General features: G+C 59.4%; 20 protein-coding genes and 1 tRNA gene. 12 read left to right on the top strand and 9 right to left on the bottom strand.

All coding sequences use genetic code 11. The features are described 5' to 3' along the window. Positions 1-75 precede the first annotated feature (75 nt). The 12 genes from arcD to LOY38_RS07175 all read left to right on the top strand — a co-directional run bounded on the left by arcD (position 76) and on the right by LOY38_RS07175 (position 14,591). The gene (arcD, locus tag LOY38_RS07230) at positions 76-1,503 is read left to right on the top strand and encodes an arginine-ornithine antiporter (RefSeq protein WP_258699421.1); all 1,428 of its coding nucleotides are present in this window, start codon (positions 76-78) and stop codon (positions 1,501-1,503) included. A gap of 33 nt (positions 1,504-1,536) precedes the next feature. Continuing rightward, a complete protein-coding gene (gene arcA, locus LOY38_RS07225) occupies positions 1,537-2,793 on the top strand; it encodes an arginine deiminase (RefSeq protein ID WP_258699420.1) in 1,257 nt (418 codons plus the stop codon). 69 nt (positions 2,794-2,862) lie between these two features. Next, complete coding sequence (locus LOY38_RS07220) at positions 2,863-3,873, top strand: ornithine carbamoyltransferase (RefSeq protein WP_258699419.1); 1,011 nt, start codon at positions 2,863-2,865, stop codon at positions 3,871-3,873. A gap of 53 nt (positions 3,874-3,926) precedes the next feature. Continuing rightward, positions 3,927-4,856, top strand: a complete 930-nt coding sequence (gene arcC / locus LOY38_RS07215; protein WP_258699418.1) for a carbamate kinase — start codon at positions 3,927-3,929, stop codon at positions 4,854-4,856. Positions 4,857-4,868: 12 nt separating this feature from the next. Continuing rightward, positions 4,869-5,231, top strand: coding sequence for a DUF5064 family protein (locus LOY38_RS07210; protein WP_258699417.1), 363 nt, complete (start codon positions 4,869-4,871; stop codon positions 5,229-5,231). Positions 5,232-5,468: 237 nt separating this feature from the next. Further along, a complete protein-coding gene (locus LOY38_RS07205) occupies positions 5,469-6,977 on the top strand; it encodes a sigma-54-dependent transcriptional regulator (RefSeq protein WP_258699416.1) in 1,509 nt (502 codons plus the stop codon). Between the two features lie 436 nt (positions 6,978-7,413). Further along, on the top strand, positions 7,414-7,797 hold the full coding sequence (gcvH, locus tag LOY38_RS07200; protein WP_258699415.1) for a glycine cleavage system protein GcvH: 384 nt from the start codon (positions 7,414-7,416) through the stop codon (positions 7,795-7,797). Positions 7,798-7,807: 10 nt separating this feature from the next. Continuing rightward, positions 7,808-10,660 carry an aminomethyl-transferring glycine dehydrogenase gene (gene gcvP, locus LOY38_RS07195; RefSeq protein ID WP_258699414.1) on the top strand — a complete coding sequence of 951 codons (2,853 nt, stop codon included), beginning with the start codon at positions 7,808-7,810 and terminating at the stop codon, positions 10,658-10,660. A gap of 200 nt (positions 10,661-10,860) precedes the next feature. Further along, positions 10,861-12,237, top strand: a complete 1,377-nt coding sequence (locus LOY38_RS07190; protein WP_258699413.1) for an L-serine ammonia-lyase — start codon at positions 10,861-10,863, stop codon at positions 12,235-12,237. 38 nt (positions 12,238-12,275) lie between these two features. Next, a complete protein-coding gene (gcvT, locus tag LOY38_RS07185; protein WP_258699412.1) occupies positions 12,276-13,400 on the top strand; it encodes a glycine cleavage system aminomethyltransferase GcvT in 1,125 nt (374 codons plus the stop codon). A 392-nt stretch (positions 13,401-13,792) separates the two neighbouring features. Then, positions 13,793-14,005, top strand: coding sequence for a cold-shock protein (locus LOY38_RS07180; RefSeq protein ID WP_003175786.1), 213 nt, complete (start codon positions 13,793-13,795; stop codon positions 14,003-14,005). A 97-nt stretch (positions 14,006-14,102) separates the two neighbouring features. Then, on the top strand, positions 14,103-14,591 hold the full coding sequence (locus LOY38_RS07175) for an RDD family protein (RefSeq protein WP_258699411.1): 489 nt from the start codon (positions 14,103-14,105) through the stop codon (positions 14,589-14,591). Positions 14,592-14,704: 113 nt separating this feature from the next. On the opposite strand, the gene nadA is transcribed toward LOY38_RS07175, so the two are convergent. The 9 genes from nadA to tolR all read right to left on the bottom strand — a co-directional run bounded on the left by nadA (position 14,705) and on the right by tolR (position 21,901). Further along, positions 14,705-15,763: a quinolinate synthase NadA gene (nadA, locus tag LOY38_RS07170; protein WP_007934679.1), complete on the bottom strand. Its 1,059-nt coding sequence runs from the start codon at positions 15,761-15,763 to the stop codon at positions 14,705-14,707. A 260-nt stretch (positions 15,764-16,023) separates the two neighbouring features. Beyond that, positions 16,024-16,099, bottom strand: a tRNA-Lys gene (locus LOY38_RS07165). 63 nt (positions 16,100-16,162) lie between these two features. Then, positions 16,163-16,855, bottom strand: coding sequence for a 7-cyano-7-deazaguanine synthase QueC (queC, locus tag LOY38_RS07160; protein ID WP_258699410.1), 693 nt, complete (start codon positions 16,853-16,855; stop codon positions 16,163-16,165). 1 nt (position 16,856) lies between these two features. Next, positions 16,857-17,504: a 7-carboxy-7-deazaguanine synthase QueE gene (gene queE, locus LOY38_RS07155; RefSeq protein WP_258699409.1), complete on the bottom strand. Its 648-nt coding sequence runs from the start codon at positions 17,502-17,504 to the stop codon at positions 16,857-16,859. 165 nt (positions 17,505-17,669) lie between these two features. Next, a complete protein-coding gene (gene ybgF / locus LOY38_RS07150; RefSeq protein WP_258699408.1) occupies positions 17,670-18,515 on the bottom strand; it encodes a tol-pal system protein YbgF in 846 nt (281 codons plus the stop codon). Positions 18,516-18,521: 6 nt separating this feature from the next. Further along, positions 18,522-19,019 carry a peptidoglycan-associated lipoprotein Pal gene (pal, locus tag LOY38_RS07145; RefSeq protein WP_003178634.1) on the bottom strand — a complete coding sequence of 166 codons (498 nt, stop codon included), beginning with the start codon at positions 19,017-19,019 and terminating at the stop codon, positions 18,522-18,524. A 52-nt stretch (positions 19,020-19,071) separates the two neighbouring features. After that, complete coding sequence (tolB, locus tag LOY38_RS07140; protein WP_408980570.1) at positions 19,072-20,373, bottom strand: Tol-Pal system beta propeller repeat protein TolB; 1,302 nt, start codon at positions 20,371-20,373, stop codon at positions 19,072-19,074. Further along, positions 20,370-21,449 (bottom strand): cell envelope integrity protein TolA, encoded by a 1,080-nt coding sequence (tolA, locus tag LOY38_RS07135; RefSeq protein ID WP_258699407.1) that lies wholly within the window; start codon positions 21,447-21,449, stop codon positions 20,370-20,372. The genes tolB and tolA overlap by 4 nt, the downstream gene beginning before the upstream one ends. Continuing rightward, entirely contained in the window at positions 21,449-21,901 is a 453-nt protein-coding gene (gene tolR / locus LOY38_RS07130; protein WP_258700677.1) for a protein TolR, read from the bottom strand. Before tolR ends, tolA begins: the two co-directional genes overlap by 1 nt. Positions 21,902-21,908 lie beyond the last annotated feature (7 nt).

The following is a 21,908-nucleotide window of genomic DNA, read 5'->3' as shown; positions in this document are numbered from 1 at the left end:
CTGATCTATGTCAGCTGATTGAATGGCGAACAGAATTATTCTGTTGTCTCTCTTCTCCTGCACTGGAGTCATGCAATGTCTGAATCCCCCGAAAAACTGAAACTCGGCGCGCTCGTGGCTTTAGTGGTTGGTTCAATGATTGGTGGCGGAATCTTCTCTTTGCCCCAGAACATGGCCGCCAGTGCAGACGTCGGTGCGGTTCTTATCGGTTGGGCGATTAGTGCGGTGGGCATGCTGACCCTCGCCTTCGTGTTTCAAACCCTGGCCAACCGCAAACCTGATCTGGATGGCGGCGTCTATGCCTACGCCAAGGCAGGTTTCGGCGACTACATGGGTTTCTCGTCCGCCTGGGGATACTGGATCAGCGCCTGGTTGGGCAATGTGGGTTACTTCGTTCTGTTGTTCAGCACCCTCGGTTACTTCTTCCCGCTATTTGGAGAGGGGAATACTCCTGCCGCGGTGATCGGCGCTTCGGTGCTGCTCTGGGCGGTGCACTTTCTGGTTTTACGGGGGATCAAGGAAGCGGCGTTCATCAACCTGGTGACCACCGTGGCCAAGGTCGTGCCGCTGCTGCTGTTCGTCTTGATCGCCGTGTTCGCCTTCAAACTGGAGATCTTCACCGCCGACATCTGGGGCGTGAAAAACCCGGACCTGGGCAGTGTGATGAACCAGGTGCGCAACATGATGCTGGTCACCGTGTGGGTGTTCATCGGCATCGAAGGCGCGAGCATTTTCTCGGCACGAGCGGAAAAACGCAGCGACGTGGGTAAAGCCACGGTGATTGGTTTCATCACCGTGCTGCTGTTCCTGGTGCTGGTGAACGTGCTGTCCTTGGGCGTCATGACCCAACCTGCACTTGCGAAACTGCAGAACCCGTCCATGGCCGCGGTGCTGGAACACGTGGTCGGCCATTGGGGTGCGGTGTTGATCAGCGTCGGCCTGATCATTTCCTTGCTCGGTGCGCTGCTGTCGTGGGTGCTGCTATGCGCGGAGATCATGTTCGCCGCCGCCAAGGACCACACCATGCCGGCCTTTTTGCGGCGCGAAAACGCCAACCATGTGCCGGTCAACGCACTGTGGCTGACCAATGCGATGGTGCAGCTGTTCCTGATCATCACACTGTTCTCGGCCAGCACTTACCTGTCGCTGATCTACCTCGCCACCTCGATGATTCTGGTGCCGTACCTGTGGTCGGCGGCCTATGCCCTGCTGCTGGCGGTACGCGGCGAGAGCTATGAAAACGCCGCGGCCGAGCGCAGCAAAGACCTGATCATCGGCGGCATCGCGCTGATCTATGCGATCTGGCTGCTGTACGCCGGCGGCGTCAAATACCTGCTGCTCTCCGCCCTGCTGTATGCCCCCGGCGCGATCCTGTTCGCCAAGGCCAGGCTTGAAGTCAACAAACCGGTTTTCACCAACGTCGAGAAGCTGATTTTCGCCGCCGTCATCGCGGGCGCCCTGGTGGCGGCCTATGGGCTGTATGCCGGCTTCCTGACTCTGTAAGCACCCGATTGTTTTCATCTGGAGGAACACGTAATGACCACGGAAAAAGTTAAGTACGGCGTCCATTCCGAAGCCGGCAAACTGCGCAAAGTCATGGTTTGCTCCCCCGGCCTGGCCCACCAGCGGCTGACCCCGAACAACTGTGATGAGCTGCTTTTCGACGATGTGCTGTGGGTCGCCCAGGCCAAGCGCGACCACTTCGACTTCGTCACCAAAATGCGCGAGCGCAACGTCGACGTGCTGGAAATGCACAACCTGCTGACCGACATCGTCGCGATTCCTGAAGCGCTGGACTGGATCTTGGAGCGCAAGATCACCGCCAATTCGGTGGGCCTGGGCCTGGTCAACGAAACCAGTTCCTGGCTGCGTAGCCTGGAGCCGCGCAAGATCGCTGAATTCCTGATTGGCGGCGTTTCCGCCGATGACTTACCGGACAGCTTTGGCGGCAAGACCATTCAGATGTTCCGCGAATTTCTCGGTCACTCCAGCTTCATCTTGCCGCCGCTGCCCAACACCCAGTTCACCCGCGACACCACCTGCTGGATCTACGGTGGCGTGACATTGAACCCGATGTATTGGCCGGCACGTCGTCAGGAAACCCTGCTGACCACCGCTATCTACAAATTCCACCCGCAATTCACCAACGCCGACTTCCAGATCTGGTACGGCGATCCGGACCAGGACCATGGCAGCGCCACCCTTGAGGGCGGCGACGTGATGCCGATCGGCAATGGCGTGGTATTGATCGGCATGGGCGAGCGCTCGTCCCGCCAGGCCATCGGTCAATTGGCGGTCAACCTGTTCAAGAATAAAGCGGTCGAACGGGTGATCGTCGCCGGCCTGCCTAAGTCCCGCGCAGCGATGCACCTGGACACCGTGTTCAGCTTCTGCGACCGCGACCTTGTGACCATTTTCCCGGAAGTGGTGAACCAGATCGTCGCCTTCAGCGTGCGCCCTGATGAAAGCAAACCGGGCGGTGTCGACATTCGCCGCGAAGAAACCAGCTTCCTCGACACTGTGGCCAAGGCCCTCAACCTGAAGGCGCTGCGCGTCGTCGAAACCGGCGGCAACAGCTTCGCCGCCGAACGCGAGCAATGGGACGACGGCAACAACGTGGTGGCGGTGGAACCAGGCGTGGTGATCGGCTACGACCGCAACACCTACACCAACACCCTGCTGCGCAAGGCCGGCATCGAGGTCATCACCATCAGCGCCGGTGAACTGGGTCGCGGGCGTGGCGGCGGCCACTGCATGACCTGCCCGATTATTCGTGACCCTATTGACTATTAACTTTCAAACCCTGGCCGCCGCTTACCCAGCGCGGCCCGGGGGATAACCGAGACCAAAGGAGATCCAATCATGGCTTTTAATATGCGCAATCGCAGCCTGCTGAGTTTGATGCACCACACCACTCGCGAGCTGAATTACCTGTTGGACCTGTCCCGTGACCTCAAGCGCGCCAAATACACCGGCACCGAGCGTCCGCACCTACAAGGCAAGAACATCGCGCTGATCTTCGAAAAAACCTCGACCCGCACCCGTTGCGCCTTCGAAGTCGCGGCCCATGACCAAGGCGCCCACGTCACCTACATCGACCCGGTGTCGTCGCAGATCGGCCACAAGGAAAGCATGAAAGACACCGCCCGCGTACTGGGGCGGATGTTCGATGCCATCGAGTATCGCGGCTTCGAACAGGAAATCGTCGAAGAGCTGGCGAAGTTCGCTGGCGTGCCGGTATTCAACGGTTTGACCGCCGAATTCCACCCGACGCAAATGATCGCCGACACCCTGACCATGCGCGAACACAGCGACAAACCGCTGCACGACATCAGCTACGCTTATTTGGGCGACGCCCGTTACAACATGGGCAATTCGCTGTTGATGATCGGCGCCAAACTCGGCATGGATGTGCGCATCGCCGCGCCGAAAGCGCTGTGGCCGCATCAGGACTTCATCGATCAGTGCCAGGCCTTCGCCGCCGAAAGCGGCGCGCGTCTCACCATCACCGAAGACCCGAAAGCAGCGGTCAAGGGCGTGGACTTCATCCATACCGACATCTGGGTGTCGATGGGTGAGCCGGTGGAAGCGTGGGATGAGCGCATCGAGCAACTGCTGCCGTACCAGGTCAACGCCAACATGATGAAGGCTTCGGGCAACCCGCGCGTGAAGTTCATGCACTGTTTGCCGGCGTTCCACAACAGTGAAACCAAGGTCGGCAAAGACATCGCCACGCGCTATCCGCACCTGGCCAACGGGGTTGAAGTGACTGAAGAAGTCTTCGAATCGCCGGCCAACATCGCCTTCGAGCAAGCGGAAAACCGCATGCACACCATCAAGGCGATCCTGGTGTCGGCGCTGGCGGATATCTGAGGCTCATGACTTGACCCCTACGGGGATCACTGAACTCTTGAAAGGACTGCATTATGCGTATCGTCGTTGCTCTGGGCGGTAACGCCCTGCTCCGCCGGGGTGAACCCCTGACCGCGGACAACCAGCGCGCCAACATCCGCGTCGCCGCCGAACAGATCGCCAAGATCCATCCCGGCAACCAACTGGTGATCGCTCACGGCAATGGTCCGCAGGTCGGGCTGCTGTCGTTGCAGGCGGCGGCCTACACCCAGGTTTCCGCTTACCCGCTGGACGTGCTCGGTGCCGAAACCGAAGGCATGATCGGCTACATCATCGAGCAGGAACTGGGCAACCTGCTGGACTTCGAAGTCCCGCTCGCCACCCTGCTGACCCAGGTCGAAGTCGACCCCAACGACCCGGCGTTCCAGAACCCCAGCAAACCCATCGGCCCGGTCTATACCAAGGCCGACGCAGAGAAACTCGCCGCCGAAAAAGGCTGGGCGATCGCCCCGGATGGCGACAAATTCCGGCGCGTGGTGGCCAGCCCGAAACCCAAACGCATCTTCGAAATCCGCCCGATCAAGTGGCTGCTGGACAAAGGCAGCATCGTGATTTGCGCTGGCGGTGGCGGCATCCCGACCATGTACGGCGCCGACGGTAAATTGCAGGGTGTGGAAGCGGTGATCGACAAAGACCTGTGCTCGGCGTTGCTGGCCGAACAACTTGAAAGCGAACTCTTGGTAATTGCCACCGACGTCAGCGCGGCGTTCATCAACTTCGGCAAACCCACCCAGAAAGCCATCGCCCAGGCCCACCCGGACGACATGGAAAAACTCGGCTTCGCGGCCGGTTCCATGGGACCAAAGGTCCAGGCGGCCTGCGAGTTCGCCCGCCATACTGGAAAAACCGCGGTGATCGGTTCACTCTCGGACATCGAAGCGATCGTCCAGGGCAAGGCCGGCACGCGTATCACTACGGCGACAGCTGGCATAACTTACTTGTAAGGAGAGACGCCAATGGCAATGTTCGAGCCCGGTCATCTGCACATCGAGCGCCACGCGCTGACCCCGGATGATGTCAACTACAACGTGCACCTCGACTATGAGGTCGCGCAGGATCCCAGGAAAGGCAAAGGGATACTGTTCACCATGCACGGCAGCATGCAGGGAAAGGACATGACGGAGACCTTCTTTCTGCCCAAGGAGGAGGCTTACAACTTCGCCAACAACGTGACGAAAATCGCCGAGAAGTACGGAATCCCGAAGACACACAGCCAGATCGGCTCGGTTCACAAGCATTACGATTTAATGTTTGAAGACATCCGCAAGCAGTTGGATATGAAATCCGGCGACCCGGTAAACCTCGAGAACTTCGAATAACCCACTGACCTTGTGGGAGCGAGCCTGCTCGCGATGACGGATTTTCATTCGCCATGGATGTCGACTGAAAGACCGCGACACACGACCTGTAGGAGCGAGGCTTGCCCGCGAAGCTTTTAGCGATCTCGATGACCTCTTCGCGGGCAAGCCTCGCTCCTACAATTAGAACGCCATTTCACCTAAGACCCGCCCCAAGGCATACTTGCCACCCTCCGCACTCCAGAACCCAACCGCCCCATGCGCATCCACGTCAGTTTCATCGACCGCGTCGGAATCACCCAGGAAGTCCTGGCCCTGCTCGGTGGGCGCAATCTCAATCTGGATGCGGTGGAAATGGTCCCGCCCAACGTCTACATCGACGCCCCGACCTTGAGCCCGGCAGTGCTCGAAGAGCTGCGCGACGCGCTGTTCAGCGTGCGCGGCGTGCAAGCGGTGACGGTGGTCGACATTCTTCCCGGCCAGCGCCGTCACTTGCAGCTCGATGCGTTGCTCGCCGCCATGACCGACCCGGTGTTGGCCCTCGACAGCGCTGGCAAGGTGCTGCTAGCCAACCCGGCGCTGATTGCCCTGTACGGCCGAGAACCGGCAGGTGAAAGCATCAGCGAGCTGTTTTCCGATCCGGCGCTGCTCGACGCGTTGTTGGAAAACGGCTTTCGCCTGCCGCTGCGGGAGATAACCGTCAACGGCCAGACCCTGCTGCTGGACGCCACGCCGATCACCGACGCCGGTGCCCTGCTGACCCTGTATCAACCGAACCGCATCGGTGAACGTCTTTCGGCGCTGCACCACGATCACGCCGAAGGTTTCGATGCCCTGCTCGGCGAATCCCCGGCGATTCGTACGCTCAAGGCACGCGCCCAGCGAGTCGCGGCCCTTGATGCACCGTTACTGATTCAGGGCGAAACCGGCACCGGCAAAGAACTGGTGGCTCGCGCCTGCCACGCCATCAGTGCCCGCCACAGTTCGCCGTTCCTGGCCTTGAACTGCGCGGCACTGCCGGAAAACCTCGCCGAAAGCGAACTGTTCGGCTACGCCCCCGGCGCCTTCACCGGCGCACAACGGGGCGGCAAACCGGGGCTGATGGAACTGGCCAACCAAGGCACGGTATTTCTCGACGAGATTGGTGAAATGTCGCCGTACTTGCAGGCCAAATTGCTGCGCTTTCTCAACGACGGCAGCTTCCGCCGGGTCGGTGGCGATCGCGAAGTGAAGGTCAACGTGCGGATCCTCAGCGCGACTCACCGCGATCTGGAAAAAATGGTCAGCGAAGGCACCTTCCGCGAAGACTTGTTCTATCGCCTCAACGTGCTGAATGTCGAAGTTCCGCCGTTGCGCGAGCGCGGTCAGGACATTCTGCTGCTGGCGCGTTACTTCATGCAGCAGGCTTGCGCGCAGATCCAGCGCCCGGTCTGTCGCCTGGCTCCCGGCACTTATCCGGCGCTGCTCGGCAACCGCTGGCCTGGCAACGTGCGGCAATTGCAGAACGTGATCTTCCGCGCCGCGGCGATTTGCGAAAGCAGCCTGGTGGACATCGGCGACCTCGACATCGCCGGCACCTCCGTGGCGCGCCAGAGCGACAGCGAGGTCGACAGCCTCGAACAGGCCATGGAAGATTTCGAGAAAACCTTGCTGGAAAAACTCTACGTCAGCTACCCCTCGACCCGCCAACTGGCCAGCCGCCTGCAAACCTCCCACACCGCGATTGCCCATCGGTTGCGCAAGTACGGTATTCCCAATAAGCCGTAAGGCTTCGGTACCGGACTAGCTGTATTGATCGTTCCCACGCTCTGCGTGGGAATGCAGCCCGTGACGCTCCGCGTCACTGGACGCGGAGCGTCCCTAGAGGCATTCCCACGCGGAGCGTGGGAACGATCATTTGCTCAACTCAAAAGCGACCTCTATCTGTACTGAAAGCGCTACAGCGGAACGATATCGCTACACCCTCTCCTGATCACCGCTGTGCAAGGCTTTGATCCACCTCAGCTTTTTTCTTCAGTCTTGGCTGTATCGATTTCGCTACAGCCAGTCCATTTCAGCTTTTCGCAAAACAAAATAACTCATTGATTTATAAAGAATAAATAACATTGGCCGCGATTTTGCTAAGTAACCCCTCATAAATCAGGGCATTGCCCAAGCATTCAATCGCGTCCACCAGACGAGTCTGGCCCCCTTAGGAGTTTCCATGAGCGAGTTGCGTTTTACTGAAGATCACGAATGGCTGCGCACCGAAGCTGACGGCAGCGTCACGGTCGGCATCACCGCTTTCGCGCAGAACGCACTGGGCGACGTGGTTTTCGTACAACTGCCTGAGCTGCAGTCCTACGACAAAGGCGCTGAAGCCGCCACCGTGGAATCGGTAAAAGCCGCCAGCGGTGTGTACATGCCATTGAACGGTGAAGTGCTGGAAGTGAACCCGGCGCTGGACAGCAGCCCTGAACTGGTCAACGAAGATCCGCTGGGCGAAGGCTGGTTCTTCCGCTTCCAGCCAACCGACGCCTCGGCTGTCGGCCAACTGCTGGATCAAGACGCTTACGACCGTCTGATCAAAGCCAACGCCGAAGCCTGAGGAGCGCGACATGACTCAAATTAATCTCGACACTGCCAACGAATTCATCGCGCGCCACATCGGCCCGCGTGCAGGCGACGAGCAAGCCATGCTCAACAGCCTGGGCTTTGACTCCCTGGAAGCCCTGAGCGCCAGCGTCATTCCCGACAGCATCAAGGGCACCAGCGTTCTGGGTCTGGAAGACGGCCTGAGCGAAGCCGATGCACTGGCGTCGATCAAAGCCATCGCCGCCAAGAACCAACTGTTCAAGACCTACATCGGCCAGGGCTACTACAACTGCCATACGCCGTCGCCGATCCTGCGCAATCTGCTGGAAAACCCGGCCTGGTACACCGCTTACACCCCGTACCAGCCGGAAATTTCCCAAGGCCGTCTCGAAGCGCTGCTGAACTTCCAGACCCTGATCAGCGACCTGACTGGCCTGCCGATCGCCAACGCCTCCCTGCTCGACGAAGCCACCGCCGCTGCCGAAGCCATGACTTTCTGCAAACGCCTGAGCAAGAACAAAGGCAGCCACGCGTTCTTCGCATCGGTTCACTGCCACCCACAGACCCTCGACGTCCTGCGCACCCGTGCCGAGCCGTTGGGCATCGACGTGGTGGTGGGCGATGAGCGCGAACTGACCGACGTCAGCGCATTCTTCGGCGCCCTGCTGCAATACCCGGCCAGCAACGGGGACGTGTTCGACTACCGCGAACTGACCGAGCGCCTCCACGCAGCTAATGCGCTGGTCGCGGTTGCCGCTGACCTGCTGGCCCTGACCGTGCTGACCCCGCCGGGCGAATTCGGCGCCGACGTGGCCATCGGCAGCGCCCAACGTTTCGGCGTGCCGCTGGGCTTCGGTGGTCCGCACGCGGCTTACTTCTCCACCAAGGATGCGTTCAAGCGCGACATGCCGGGCCGTCTGGTCGGCGTTTCCGTGGACCGTTTCGGCAAGCCGGCCCTGCGCCTGGCCATGCAGACCCGCGAACAACATATCCGCCGCGAGAAAGCCACCAGCAACATTTGCACCGCACAGGTACTGTTGGCCAACATCGCCAGCATGTACGCCGTGTACCACGGCCCGAAAGGCCTGACGCAGATTGCCAAGCGCATTCATCACCTGACCGCGATCCTCGCCAAAGGCTTGAGCGCATTGGGCCTCGGCGTCGAGCAAGCAAACTTCTTCGACACGTTGACGATTAAGACCGGCGCGCAAACTGCAGCTCTGCACGACAAGGCTCGTGCTCAGAAGATCAACCTGCGCGTGGTCGATGGCGAACGTCTGGGTCTGTCCCTGGACGAAACCACCAGCCAGGCCGACGTCGAAACCCTGTGGAGCGTGCTGGCCAACGGCAAGGCACTGCCGGACTTCGCAGCTCTCGCCGCCTCGGTCGAAAGCCGCATCCCGGCAGCGCTGGTTCGCCAATCGCCGATCCTCAGCCACCCGGTGTTCAACCGTTATCACTCGGAAACCGAGCTGATGCGCTACCTGCGCAAACTCGCCGACAAGGACCTGGCCCTGGATCGCACCATGATCCCGCTGGGTTCCTGCACCATGAAACTCAACGCCGCCAGCGAAATGATCCCGGTGACCTGGGCTGAATTCGGCGCCCTGCACCCATTCGCCCCGGCCGAGCAAAGCGCCGGCTATCAGCAGCTGACCGATGAGCTGGAAGCAATGCTCTGCGCCGCCACCGGTTACGACTCGATATCCCTGCAACCGAACGCCGGCTCGCAAGGCGAGTACGCCGGTCTGTTGGCGATCCGTGCCTACCACCAGAGCCGTGGCGAAGACCGTCGCGACATCTGCCTGATCCCCTCGTCCGCCCACGGCACCAACCCGGCCACCGCCAACATGGCTGGCATGCGTGTGGTCGTGACCGCCTGCGATGCCCGCGGCAACGTCGACATCGAAGACCTGCGCGCCAAGGCCATCGAGCACCGCGAACACCTCGCCGCGCTGATGATCACCTACCCGTCGACCCACGGTGTGTTCGAAGAAGGCATCCGCGAAATCTGCGGCATCATTCACGACAACGGCGGCCAGGTGTACATCGACGGCGCGAACATGAACGCCATGGTCGGCCTCTGCGCACCCGGCAAGTTCGGCGGCGACGTGTCCCACCTGAACCTGCACAAAACCTTCTGCATCCCCCACGGCGGTGGCGGCCCGGGCGTCGGCCCGATTGGCGTCAAGTCCCACCTGACGCCGTTCCTGCCGGGCCACGCGCAGATGGAACGCAAGGAAGGCGCGGTCTGCGCGGCACCGTTCGGCAGCGCGAGCATTCTGCCGATCACTTGGATGTACATTCGAATGATGGGTGGCGCGGGTCTCAAGCGTGCTTCGCAATTGGCGATCCTGAATGCCAACTACATTTCCCGTCGCCTCGAAGAGCATTACCCAGTGTTGTACACCGGCAGCAACGGTCTGGTGGCGCACGAATGCATCCTCGACCTGCGTCCGTTGAAAGACAGCAGCGGCATCAGCGTCGATGACGTGGCCAAGCGCCTGATCGACTTCGGCTTCCATGCCCCGACCATGTCGTTCCCGGTGGCCGGCACGTTGATGATCGAACCGACCGAAAGCGAATCCAAGGAAGAACTGGACCGCTTCTGTGACGCCATGATCCGCATCCGCGAAGAAATCCGCGCGGTGGAAAACGGCACGCTCGACAAGGACGACAACCCGCTGAAAAACGCTCCGCACACTGCCGCGGAAATCGTCGGCGAGTGGACGCATCCGTACAGCCGTGAGCAAGCGGTTTACCCGGTAGCGTCGCTGATCGAATGCAAGTACTGGCCACCGGTCGGTCGCGTCGACAACGTGTTTGGCGATCGCAACCTGGTCTGCGCCTGCCCGTCGATCGAAAGCTACGCTTGATCTATAGGGGGCGGGTTCGCTCGCCCCCCTTTCAAGAACACCACAACACTTGTGGGAGCTGGCTTGCCTGCGATGGCGGTGTATCAGGCGACTGAGATGCTGACTGTCCTACCATCATCGCAGGCAAGCCAGCTCCCACAGGATCGTATTTAGTCAAAAGATTTCCGCCAATTCCTATAACAAGAAACCGGAGAACAACCATGTCGTTAAGCGTGTTCGACCTGTTCAAGATTGGCATCGGCCCCTCCAGCTCCCACACCGTCGGCCCGATGCGTGCGGCTGCACGTTTCGCCGAAGGTCTGCGCCGTGAAGGGCTGCTGGCGGCAACCACCTGCGTCAAAGTCGAGCTTTACGGCTCGCTCGGCGCCACCGGCAAAGGCCACGGCAGCGACAAGGCCGTATTGCTGGGCCTGGAAGGTGAACACCCGGACACCGTAGACACCGAAACCATCGCCGCCCGCCTGCAAGAGATTCGCGGCAACGGTCGCCTGAACCTGCTCGGCGAACACAGCATTGCGTTCAACGAGAAAGAACACCTGGCGATGATCCGCAAACCGTTGGCCTATCACCCCAATGGCATGATCTTTCGCGCGTTCGACGCGGCGGGTCTGCAGGTGCGCAGCCGTGAGTATTACTCGGTCGGTGGCGGGTTCGTGGTCGATGAAGATGCCGCCGGCGCCGACCGCATCGTAGAAGACGCCACACCGCTGACCTTCCCGTTCAAAAGCGCCAAGGACCTGCTCGGTCACTGCAGCACCTACGGCCTGTCGATCAGTCAGGTGATGCTGACCAACGAAAGTGCCTGGCGTCCGGAAGCGGAGACTCGTGCCGGTTTGCTGAAGATCTGGCAAGTGATGCAAGACTGCGTCGCCGCCGGTTGCCGCAACGAAGGCATCCTTCCCGGTGGACTGAAGGTCAAACGTCGGGCTGCGGCGCTGCATCGGCAACTGTGCAACAACCCGGAATCGTCGCTGCGCGATCCGCTGTCGGTGCTGGACTGGGTCAACCTGTACGCCCTGGCGGTCAACGAGGAAAACGCCAACGGCGGACGCGTGGTCACCGCACCTACCAACGGTGCAGCCGGAATCATCCCGGCGGTGCTGCATTACTACATGCGCTTCATCCCCGGGGCCAACGAAGACGGCGTGGTGCGTTTTCTGCTGACGGCCGCCGCGATCGGCATTCTGTACAAGGAAAACGCCTCGATCTCCGGTGCCGAAGTCGGCTGCCAGGGCGAGGTCGGCGTCGCCTGCTCCATGGCCGCCGGCGCCTTGTGCGAAGTGCTGGGTGGCACGGTGCAGCAAGTGGAAAACGCGGCCGAAATCGGCATGAAACACAACCTCGGCCTGACCTGCGACCCGATTGGCGGGCTGGTGCAAGTGCCTTGCATCGAGCGCAACGCCATGGGTTCGGTCAAGGCCATCAATGCGGTGCGCATGGCCCTGCGTGGCGACGGTCAGCACTTCGTCTCCCTCGACAAGGTCATCCGCACCATGCGCCAGACCGGCGCCGACATGAAAAGCAAATACAAGGAAACCGCCCGTGGCGGTTTGGCGGTCAACATTATCGAGTGCTGATGCTCACGCGCATCTGCACACTTTTTCAGGAGCTGTATATGTCCACCGAACAACTGTTGAAAACCCCGCTGCACGCACTGCACCTCGAACTCGGCGCCCGCATGGTGCCGTTCGCCGGCTATGACATGCCAGTGCAATACCCGTTGGGCGTGATGAAAGAACACCAGCACACCCGTGACCAGGCCGGGCTGTTCGATGTGTCGCACATGGGCCAGATCCGCCTGACCGGCGCCAACGCCGCCAAAGCCCTGGAAACCCTGGTGCCGGTGGACATCATCGACCTGCCGGTGGGCATGCAGCGCTACGCTATGTTCACCAACGAGGCCGGTGGCATCCTCGACGACTTGATGGTCGCCAACCTGGGTAACGACGAGCTGTTCCTGGTGGTCAATGCGGCCTGCAAGGATCAGGACCTGGCTCACTTGCGCCAGCACATCGGCGGCCAGTGCAGCATCGAACCGCTGTTCGAAGAGCGTGCCCTGCTCGCTCTGCAAGGCCCGGCCGCCGTCACCGTGCTCGCCCGCCTGGCGCCGGAAGTTGCGAAGATGACCTTCATGCAGTTCACCCGCGTGAAACTATTGGGCGTGGACTGCTTTGTCAGCCGTTCGGGCTACACCGGTGAAGACGGCTTCGAAATTTCCGTGCCGGCGGCCAATGCCGAAGCGCTGGCTCGCGCCCTGCTGGCCGAACCGGAAGTGGCGGCCATCGGCCTCGGCGCTCGCGACTCCCTGCGCCTTGAAGCCGGCCTGTGCCTCTACGGCCATGACATGAACACCGACACCACGCCGATCGAAGCAAGCCTGCTGTGGGCCATCTCCAAGCCTCGACGTGCCGATGGCGCGCGGGCCGGCGGCTTCCCAGGCGCTGAAACCGTGTTTGCGCAACAGCAGGCCGGTGTCAGCCGCAAGCGCGTGGGCCTGCTACCGCAAGAACGCACGCCCGTGCGCGAAGGCGCCGAGATCGTCAACGAAGCCGGCGACATCATCGGCAGCGTGTGCAGCGGCGGCTTCGGCCCCACCCTAGGCGGTCCGTTGGCCATGGGTTATCTCGACAGTGCTTATATCGTTTTGGATACGCCGGTTTGGGCCATTGTGCGTGGGAAAAAGGTGCCTTTGCTTGTAAGCAAAATGCCATTCGTTCCACAACGCTACTATCGCGGTTGATTGACTGTTTCTATAAGTAACGCGGTTGCGTTAACAGTGCACTAATCTGTAACGCAACCGCCATAAAATAGTGCGTGCGCTTCGTTTATGAACACTACTTATAACGATCGAAAACAATTGGACAACGCTATCGAATAAGCCTGCACTAGTGCGCCCTCTAACTGCAATCAACCTGAGGAAATCCGGGCCTTCGCAGGGCTTGTTTTTTCTCCCGTAGTTGGCGTAGAGTTTGTTCACTGTGTTTGCATGGGTCGCTTGGAATCGTGACCTGGGCAGTAGCCTACAAGTTAGCTACATCCCGTTCGACGTCTTCTTACTTTCCTGCAACCAGCCCCAGTACTCTTTCACGAGAAGGAGACTGTCATTCATTTTTGCGTCAAAGGAAATAAGAAATGTCCCAACGTCAGAGCGGTACCGTCAAGTGGTTTAACGACGAGAAAGGTTTTGGTTTTATCACTCCAGAAAGCGGTCCGGATCTGTTCGTACATTTCCGCGCTATTCAGGGCAACGGCTTCAAGAGTCTGAAAGAAGGCCAGAAAGTGACTTTCGTTGCTGTGCAAGGCCAGAAAGGCATGCAGGCTGACGAAGTACAAGCAGAAGCCTGATCCTTCTGTAACGAAAAAGCCCCTGATGGCTGACATCAGGGGCTTTTTTGTGCGCGTAAATCCGTAAAATGGCTTCTTTTTCCGCTCAGAGGCCGCCATGTCGAAACACCTGCTCAACCCACAGGGCGACTTTCCCGCCGTCGGCCTGGGCCGTCGCCTGGCAGCGATGTTCTACGACTTCCTGTTGTGCACCGCCCTGCTGATCGTCACCAGCGGCATCTACAAGATGATCCAGATGGCGATTATCGGCGAAGACCAGATGCGCACCCTGACCGAAGCCGGCGCGCTGGACGGTGATCCACTGCTGTCGACGGTGCTGCTGTTCGTGCTGTTCGGCTTCTTCGCCAAGTTCTGGACCTGGTCGGGCCAGACCCTGGGCATGCAGGTGTGGTGCATTCGTGTGCAAAACGCCGACGGTTCATCCATCAGTCTGTGGCAGGCACTGTTGCGCTTTGTGGTGTCGATCGCGTCCTGGCTATGCCTCGGGCTGGGGTTCTTCTGGTCGCTGTTCGACAAGCAGAAGCGCAGCTGGCATGACATCTATTCCAACACCCAGCTCGTACGCATTCCAAAGAAAACCAAGTAACTGTGGCGAGGGAGCTTGCTCCCGCTGGGGTGCGAAGCGCCCCCAAATGCGGCTGCTGCGCAACCGAACGGGAGCAAGCTCCCTCGCCACAACAGCTCTCGCCACAGTAAGTGTTAGGCGTTGCCGGCCAACTTCATCCGCGCCGCCTGAGTGAAATCAAGCATCCGCTTCAACGGCCGAATCGCCTGCGGAATCAACGCCGGGTCAACGAAGATCTCGTTGGTCCCTTCACGCAAGCTCTTCAGCGTGCGCTCAAGGGTATTCATCGCCATCCACGGGCAATGTGCGCAACTGCGGCACGCTGCGCCGTTACCGGCCGTTGGCGCCTCGATGAAGACCTTGTCCGGGCACAGCTGCTGCATCTTGTAGAAGATGCCACGGTCGGTCGCGACGATCAGGGTCTTGTTCGGCAGGCTTTGCGCAGCAGCGATCAGCTGACTGGTGGAACCCACCGCATCGGCCAATTCGATCACTGCGGTCGGCGACTCCGGATGCACCAGAATGGCCGCATCCGGGTACAGCGCCTTCATGTCTTCGAGTTGCTTGGCCTTGAACTCTTCGTGGACGATGCAGGCACCGTCCCACAGCAGCATGTCGGCGCCGGTCTTGCGCTGAATGTAAGTGCCTAGGTGCTTGTCCGGCCCCCAGATGATGGTTTCGCCGTTATCCATCAGGCTTTCGACAATTTCCAGCGCGCAGCTGGAAGTCACCACCCAATCCGCCCGGGCTTTGACCGCCGCCGAGGTGTTGGCATACACCACCACCGTGCGTTCCGGGTGCTGATCGCAGAACGCCGAAAACTCGTCCACCGGGCAACCGAGGTCCAGCGAGCAGGTCGCTTCCAGGGTCGGCATCAGCACGCGTTTTTCAGGGTTGAGGATTTTCGCGGTCTCGCCCATGAATTTCACACCGGCGACCACCACGGTCTTGGCCGGGTGGGCATTGCCGAAGCGAGCCATCTCCAGCGAGTCGGAGACACAGCCACCGGTTTCTTCGGCCAGGGCCTGAATGACCGGATCGCAATAGAAGTGGGCAACCAGCACCGCGTCCTGAGCCTTGAGCTCGGCGGCAATGGCAGTGCGGTAATAAGCCTCCTCCTCGGCCGTCAGCGGCTTGGGCTGCTTGGCATCGAGATGGGCTTGAACCAGAAGGCGTTCGGAAATCTGCGTCATGTTCGCAAGACCTGCAGGCGCTTTCGCGCGAAAGTCGAGTATACACCCGGCTCCGGACCCTTCGGGGTACCGCCGGGAAAGTGAGTATTCATCAGGCGTGGACAGCGTTGAAGCTGCGCAAGGCTACAGAATATCCCGTTGATGCAAAAGATGATTCTGACCTGCGTCACCCGGACTGAGACGACCCCAAATCGCGGGCAAAAAAAAATCCGGAAATCCTCACTTGCGTGGGCCTTCCAGACTTTTAAAACAGCAAAAAATGGTGGGTCGTGTGGGATTCGAACCTACGACCAATTGGTTAAAAGCCAACTGCTCTACCAACTGAGCTAACGACCCGCTGTGTGGTGGCGCGTATAATACTGATTTTTAAAGGTTATTCAACACCTAATTTGAAATAAATCAGAAATAAGGGGTTGGGTCCGTAACGCCGGCCGCAGCGAAGCCTTCTGCACGCAGACGGCAGCTGTCGCATTTACCGCAGGCACGGCCGTTATCGTCCGCCTGATAACAGGAAACGGTCAGCCCGTAATCGACGCCAAGTTTCACGCCCGCCTGAACGATCTGCGCCTTGCTCAGGTTCTGCAGTGGCGCCTGAATACGGAAGCCCTGCCCTTCGACTCCGGCCTTGGTCGCCAAATTGGCCATGCGTTCGAAGGCTTCGATGAACTCGGGACGGCAATCCGGGTACCCGGAGTAATCCACCGCGTTTACACCGATAAAGATGTCACGCGCGCCCAGCACTTCGGCCCAGCCCAGCGCCAGGGACAGAAACACAGTATTGCGCGCCGGCACGTAAGTCACCGGAATGCCTTCGCTCGGCGTTTCCGGTACGTCGATGGAACTGTCGGTCAGGGCCGAGCCGCCGATGCCGTTCAGGTTCAGGCCGATCACCTTGTGCTCGACCACACCCAGGTCACGAGCAATACGCTCGGCGGCATGCAGTTCGGCACGATGGCGCTGACCGTAATCAAAGCTCATGGTGTAGCAGCTATAACCGTCGGCACGGGCCATGGCCACGACCGTCGCCGAGTCGAGACCACCGGACAGCAGGATGACCGCACGTTTTTCCACAGTGTTCAGTTGCTCCATCATTTCAGCGCCCCGGCTCGTCATTCCAAAGATATTTATGCAGCTGCAATTGCAGACGCACTGGCAGATTGTCCGCCACCACCCACTCCGCCAGATCACGCGCATTCAGATCGTGGTGACTTGGCGAGAACAGGACTTCGCCGGCACGCCGGTCAAGACCGTACTGGATCAGCTTGGACACAGCCCAGTCGTAGTCTTCCCGCGAGCAGATGACAAACTTCACCTGATCGTTGGGCGTGAGCAGTTCAATGTTCTCGTAACGGTTACGGTGTGCTTCTTTCGAGCCAGGGGTTTTCAGGTCGACGACGCGACTGACCCGTGGATCGACCGCCGAGATATCCAGGGCGCCACTGGTTTCCAGCGACACTTCGTAGCCGGCGTCACACAACTGCTTGAGCAAGGGGATGGCATTCGGTTGCGCCAGAGGTTCGCCACCCGTGACACAGACGTAACGTGGGCGAAAACCAGCCACTTGCTCGAGGATATCGTCGAGAGTGCGGATAGTGCCGCCAGTGAACGCGTAGGCGCTGTCGCAGTATTGGCAACGCAATGGGCAACCGGTCAGGCGCACAAAAACAGTGGGCAGCCCGGCAGTCCGCGTTTCACCCTGCAACGAGTAGAAAACTTCGGTGATTCTCAATGTGTCTTGCATAGTCGCCACGGGCGTAACAGCTAAACAGGCTGTCCGCCTCCGTCAGGCACTTCAAGGAACCCCGCCAACGCGCAGATCCCAAAAAGCGTGTTTCATAAAAAGGGCATGAATTCTAACGAAAAAACCCGCGACAAGCGCGGGTTTCTTCAAAACGGTCAAACAGGCTTACATACGCTGCAAGTCGCGTTGCGCCAGCTGAGCGGCGGAAGTGCCCGGATATTGGGACACGACCTGTTGCAGAATACCTTTGACCCGGTCGGTATGACCGAGACGGCGCTCTACATCAGCGAGCTTGTACAGCGAATCAGGCACTTTGGGGTGCTTGGGGTACAGCTGCGAAACCTTGGCGAATGCCTGACCCGCACCTTGCAGATCGCCTTTGGCCAGGTTCACTTCACCCAACCAGTACTGGGCATTGCCCGCGTATTGGCTGTTGGGGTATTTGCGCAGGAATGCGGAGAAAGCCTGGCTGGCCTTGTCGAAATCCTTGGCTTTGATCAGGTCGAAGGCTGCATCGTAATACAGTTTTTCCTTCGCAGGGTCAGCCGGCTCACCACCTGCGGCCGGAGCTGGGGCTTGAGCGGCTACCGCTCCCGCACCTGCGCCGGCTGCCGCACCGGGGGCATTCAAATTGCCACCGGCGGAAGAATTATCAGGAGTCGCGGCTGGTGCAACGCCGGTTCCTATGCGCCGATCAAGATCCTGATATCGCTCCAGGTTCTCTTGCTTCATGCGCGCTACATCATTTTGCAGAACTTCGATGATGCCTTGTTGGCGCGAGATCTGCTCCTGCATCGATTGCAGTTGGTTGAACAGCTCGCCCTGTGCCGAGACAGGGGCCGAAACCCCTCCCCCGGCATAGGCGCCGTTCGTACCGTAACCTGCAGGCGGATAACTGCTCCCGCTATTGTTATAACCGGAGTTGTCCTCGACCACAGGAACCGCAGCCCACACCGCAAGCGGTGCGAGGCTGAGAGCCAGAACAGTTACAGCACGACGGCACGTTCGCATGACGAATTACTTACGCAGTTCGACGCGACGGTTTTGAGCCCAGGACTGCTCGTCGTTGCCGGTAGCAACTGGACGCTCTTCGCCGTAGGAAACCAGTTCCAGCTGAGCTGGGGATACACCTTGCAGTACCAGGTAGCGCTGAACGGCTTTCGCACGACGCTCGCCCAGTGCCATGTTGTACTCACGAGTACCACGTTCGTCGGTGTTGCCTTCCAGAACAACGCGAGCGCCGTTTGCTTTCAGGTCTTTGGCGTGAACGTCCAGAGCGCGCATGGCTTCTGGCTTCAGGTCCGAGCTGTCGTATTCGAAGTAGAAGGTGGTGATTGCGCGCAGAGCAGCTTCTTCGCTCAGGGAGCCGTCAACAGCACCAGTGTTAGCGCCGTAACCAGCGTTTGGATCAACAGCGCCTTCACCGGCGTTGTCGCCGCCTTTGGACGAGCAACCTACAGCTACAGCCATGGCCAGAGCCAGCGCAGCAAATTTACCAAACTTCAGCATTTCCATCGTGAAACTCCTAATGAACCCCAGTGTGTTAAGTACAACGTGTAGCGCCGCGTCAGTTCAGGTAAGGGGACCAGGACGGTTCTCTGACTTCGCCTTGTGCGGTAGGAAGCGGGAGCCTCACGCGTCCATTAATGGACACGAGCATCAAGACTCCCCGGCCCTGCTGGCGGGTGGCGTAGATTACCATGGTGCCGTTGGGCGCAACAGTAGGTGACTCGTCCAGAGTGCTATCAGTGAGGATCTTTACACTACCTCGCTGCAAATCCTGGGCCGCCACCTTGAAATTGGTGAAACCATCCTGGCGGTGAATCATCACCAGGGTCTTTTCATCGGCCGACAGTTTAGGGTTGGCGTTGTAGTTACCGATGAAGGTCACACGCTCCGCACCACCACCGCCTGCGCTGGTTTTGTAGATCTGTGGTTTACCGCCTCGGTCGGAGGTGAAGTAGATGGTTGAACCATCCTTGCCCCAGAACGGTTCGGTGTTGATGCCAGGACCATTGGTGACGCGGGTGATCTGACGCGAACCCAGGTTCATCACGTAGATGTCCGGGTTACCGTCTTTCGACAACACGAATGCCAGACGATTGCCATCCGGCGACCAGGCTGGCGCACCGTTCAGGCCTTCGAAGTTGGTGATCTGCTCGCGGCGACCGGTGTCGATGTTCTGCATGAAAATGCGCGGACGCTTCTGCTCGAACGACACGTAGGCAATGCGCTTGCCATCCGGTGCAAAACGCGGCGACAGAATCGGCTCACGCGATTGCAGCAGCGTCACGGCACGGGCACCGTCATAGTCCGAACGTTGCAGTGTGTAGCGAGTGTTCTTCTCGGAGAAACGCTCGGCCGTCACGTACAGCAGACGTGTCGAGAACGCACCTTTGATACCGGTGAGCTTTTCGAACGACTGGTCGGAGATGTAGTGCGCCATGTCGCGCAGTTGCTCGACGCTGCCCGAGACACTGCCGTCCGCTACTTTCTGTTCGGTCGCGACGTTGAACAGCGAGTATTGCACCTGCAGGCGACCGCCCGCCGGAACAATGCTGCCGACCATGACGTACTGGGCACCCACCGCCTTGAAGTCACGGAAGATGATTTCGCTGGCCTGGCTTGGCTGGCTGATCATGTTCTGTTTCGGAATCGGCGAGTAGTAACCCGAGTTGCGCAGGTCGTTACCGATAATTTCAGCCATGTCGTCCGGCAGCACGCTGCCGCCCTGGAAGCCGAACGGCACTACTGCGATCGGAGTGGCCCGATCACTGCCGCTGGTGACCAGAATGTTTTTTTCATCGGCTGCCGCTATCCCTGCCAGGCAGCAGATAACGACAAGCATTCCTCGAAGAAGGTTTTTCACAAGGCTAGATCCTCAGGTGTGAATGTCATCTTGAATGAACGATACGGAGCGAAATCACTCGGCTTCATTCCCTGCATTTCTGTCAAACGTCCAATGTTCTTGACCGCCGCTACAGCGGAAGCGTCAAACGGACCATCGCCACTGGACTTGGCCACGCTGACCGAAGTCACCGTACCGTCCGGCAACATGCCGATTTGCAACACGACCGTCATGCCTTTGCGTGCCGAAGGTGGACGAGCCCAGCCTTCCGCCGCACGAACACGAATCAGATCATCGAAACTGCCGGCGACTTCGTCACCCTGCTCATCGGCCAAGGCCTGCTGGCGCTGCGGCGTGTCGGAAAGCAAATCTGCCAGGGCCTGGGCCTTTTTGTCTTCGGCGGATTTACGTGCCGCTTCCTGCGATTTTTTCTTCGCGGCATCGGCAGCAGCTTTCTTCTTCGCTTCGTCGGCGATTTTCTTCTTCGCCTCTTCAGCTTCAGCTTTCTTCTTGGCGTCTTCCGCGGCTTTCTTCTTCGCGTCTTCGACGATCTTTTTCTTCGCTTCTTCAGCGGCCGCTTTCTTGGCCTCTTCTTCAGCGGCTTTCTTGGCTTCTTCTTCGGCTTTCTTCTTGGCTATATCAGCCAATTGTTTCTCTTCGGCCTTTTTGGCTTCGGCGGTCTTCTTCGCTTCGTCGGCTTTCTTGGCTTCATCAGCCTTTTTCGCCTCTTCCGCTTTCTTCGACTCGTCGGCCTTCTTGGCTTCCTCGGCCTTTTGAGCCGCTTCTTCTTTCTTTTGTTCCGCAGCCTTCACCGCTTCCTGCTCGACCTTCTTCTGTTCCATCTGTTCGACTTCGGTCTGGCGCGCAGCAGATTTCTGCGCCTCACCCGCAATCTTCTGATTGGTCTGGGTGGTCGCCCGACTTTTCGATTTCAGCTGGTACAGGGTTGCCTGGACAATCGGCTTGGCCGGCGGCAATTCCGGTGTGAAGGCGAAACTGACGAACAGCATGCCGAAAACCAGCACGTGCAAGACAATCGCCCAGACACTAGGCCAGAAGTAGCTTTCCGAGGCGGACGGCTCTCGCATTTGCTGCATCAGGGTGCCTCGGTAATCAAGCCAACATTACCGACCCCGGCTTTCTGCAACCCGCCCATGGCGCCCATGACGGAGCCGTAATCGACGGTCTTGTCACCGCGAATGAACACCTGCGTGCGCTTACCGTTACCATTGCCGGCGTCGATGATCTTTTTCACGGCTTCGGTCATTTGCGGCAAGGTCATGGCCTTGTCCTGCTGCTTATCGGTGTCGACTTCGCTGCCAAGGTTCCAGTAGTAGGTCTTGTCAGCCTTGATCGAAATGGTCAGGACCTGAGTGTTGTTGTCCTGCGGCAAGGCTTCGCTGGAAACCTTGGGCAGATCAACTTTCACGCCCTGATTGAGCATCGGCGCGGTCACCATGAAGATGACCAGCAGTACCAACATCACGTCGATGTAAGGCACCACGTTCATCTCGGCAACCGGCTTGCGCTTTTTGCGAGCTCGAGCGATTAAAGCC

Origin of the sequence: Pseudomonas sp. B21-015, from assembly GCF_024749285.1 — a bacterium.
Lineage (GTDB): Bacteria > Pseudomonadota > Gammaproteobacteria > Pseudomonadales > Pseudomonadaceae > Aquipseudomonas.
This window is presented reverse-complemented; position numbering and strand designations above follow the sequence as displayed.

Bases quoted from the DNA above. Each gene is read 5' to 3' on its own strand.
- arcD (WP_258699421.1), top strand. From the start codon at position 76: ATGTCTGAATCCCCCGAAAAACTGAAACTCGGCGCGCTCGTGGCTTTA.
- pal (WP_003178634.1), bottom strand. From the start codon at position 19,019: ATGGAAATGCTGAAGTTTGGTAAATTTGCTGCGCTGGCTCTGGCCATG.
- LOY38_RS07180 (WP_003175786.1), top strand. From the start codon at position 13,793: ATGTCCCAACGTCAGAGCGGTACCGTCAAGTGGTTTAACGACGAGAAA.
- queE (WP_258699409.1), bottom strand. From the start codon at position 17,504: ATGCAAGACACATTGAGAATCACCGAAGTTTTCTACTCGTTGCAGGGT.
- arcA (WP_258699420.1), top strand. From the start codon at position 1,537: ATGACCACGGAAAAAGTTAAGTACGGCGTCCATTCCGAAGCCGGCAAA.
- LOY38_RS07220 (WP_258699419.1), top strand. From the start codon at position 2,863: ATGGCTTTTAATATGCGCAATCGCAGCCTGCTGAGTTTGATGCACCAC.
- nadA (WP_007934679.1), bottom strand. From the start codon at position 15,763: ATGACGCAGATTTCCGAACGCCTTCTGGTTCAAGCCCATCTCGATGCC.
- gcvP (WP_258699414.1), top strand. From the start codon at position 7,808: ATGACTCAAATTAATCTCGACACTGCCAACGAATTCATCGCGCGCCAC.
- LOY38_RS07210 (WP_258699417.1), top strand. From the start codon at position 4,869: ATGGCAATGTTCGAGCCCGGTCATCTGCACATCGAGCGCCACGCGCTG.
- LOY38_RS07205 (WP_258699416.1), top strand. From the start codon at position 5,469: ATGCGCATCCACGTCAGTTTCATCGACCGCGTCGGAATCACCCAGGAA.
- arcC (WP_258699418.1), top strand. From the start codon at position 3,927: ATGCGTATCGTCGTTGCTCTGGGCGGTAACGCCCTGCTCCGCCGGGGT.
- LOY38_RS07175 (WP_258699411.1), top strand. From the start codon at position 14,103: ATGTCGAAACACCTGCTCAACCCACAGGGCGACTTTCCCGCCGTCGGC.
- ybgF (WP_258699408.1), bottom strand. From the start codon at position 18,515: ATGCGAACGTGCCGTCGTGCTGTAACTGTTCTGGCTCTCAGCCTCGCA.
- gcvT (WP_258699412.1), top strand. From the start codon at position 12,276: ATGTCCACCGAACAACTGTTGAAAACCCCGCTGCACGCACTGCACCTC.
- gcvH (WP_258699415.1), top strand. From the start codon at position 7,414: ATGAGCGAGTTGCGTTTTACTGAAGATCACGAATGGCTGCGCACCGAA.
- queC (WP_258699410.1), bottom strand. From the start codon at position 16,855: ATGATGGAGCAACTGAACACTGTGGAAAAACGTGCGGTCATCCTGCTG.
- LOY38_RS07190 (WP_258699413.1), top strand. From the start codon at position 10,861: ATGTCGTTAAGCGTGTTCGACCTGTTCAAGATTGGCATCGGCCCCTCC.
- tolA (WP_258699407.1), bottom strand. From the start codon at position 21,449: ATGCAGCAAATGCGAGAGCCGTCCGCCTCGGAAAGCTACTTCTGGCCT.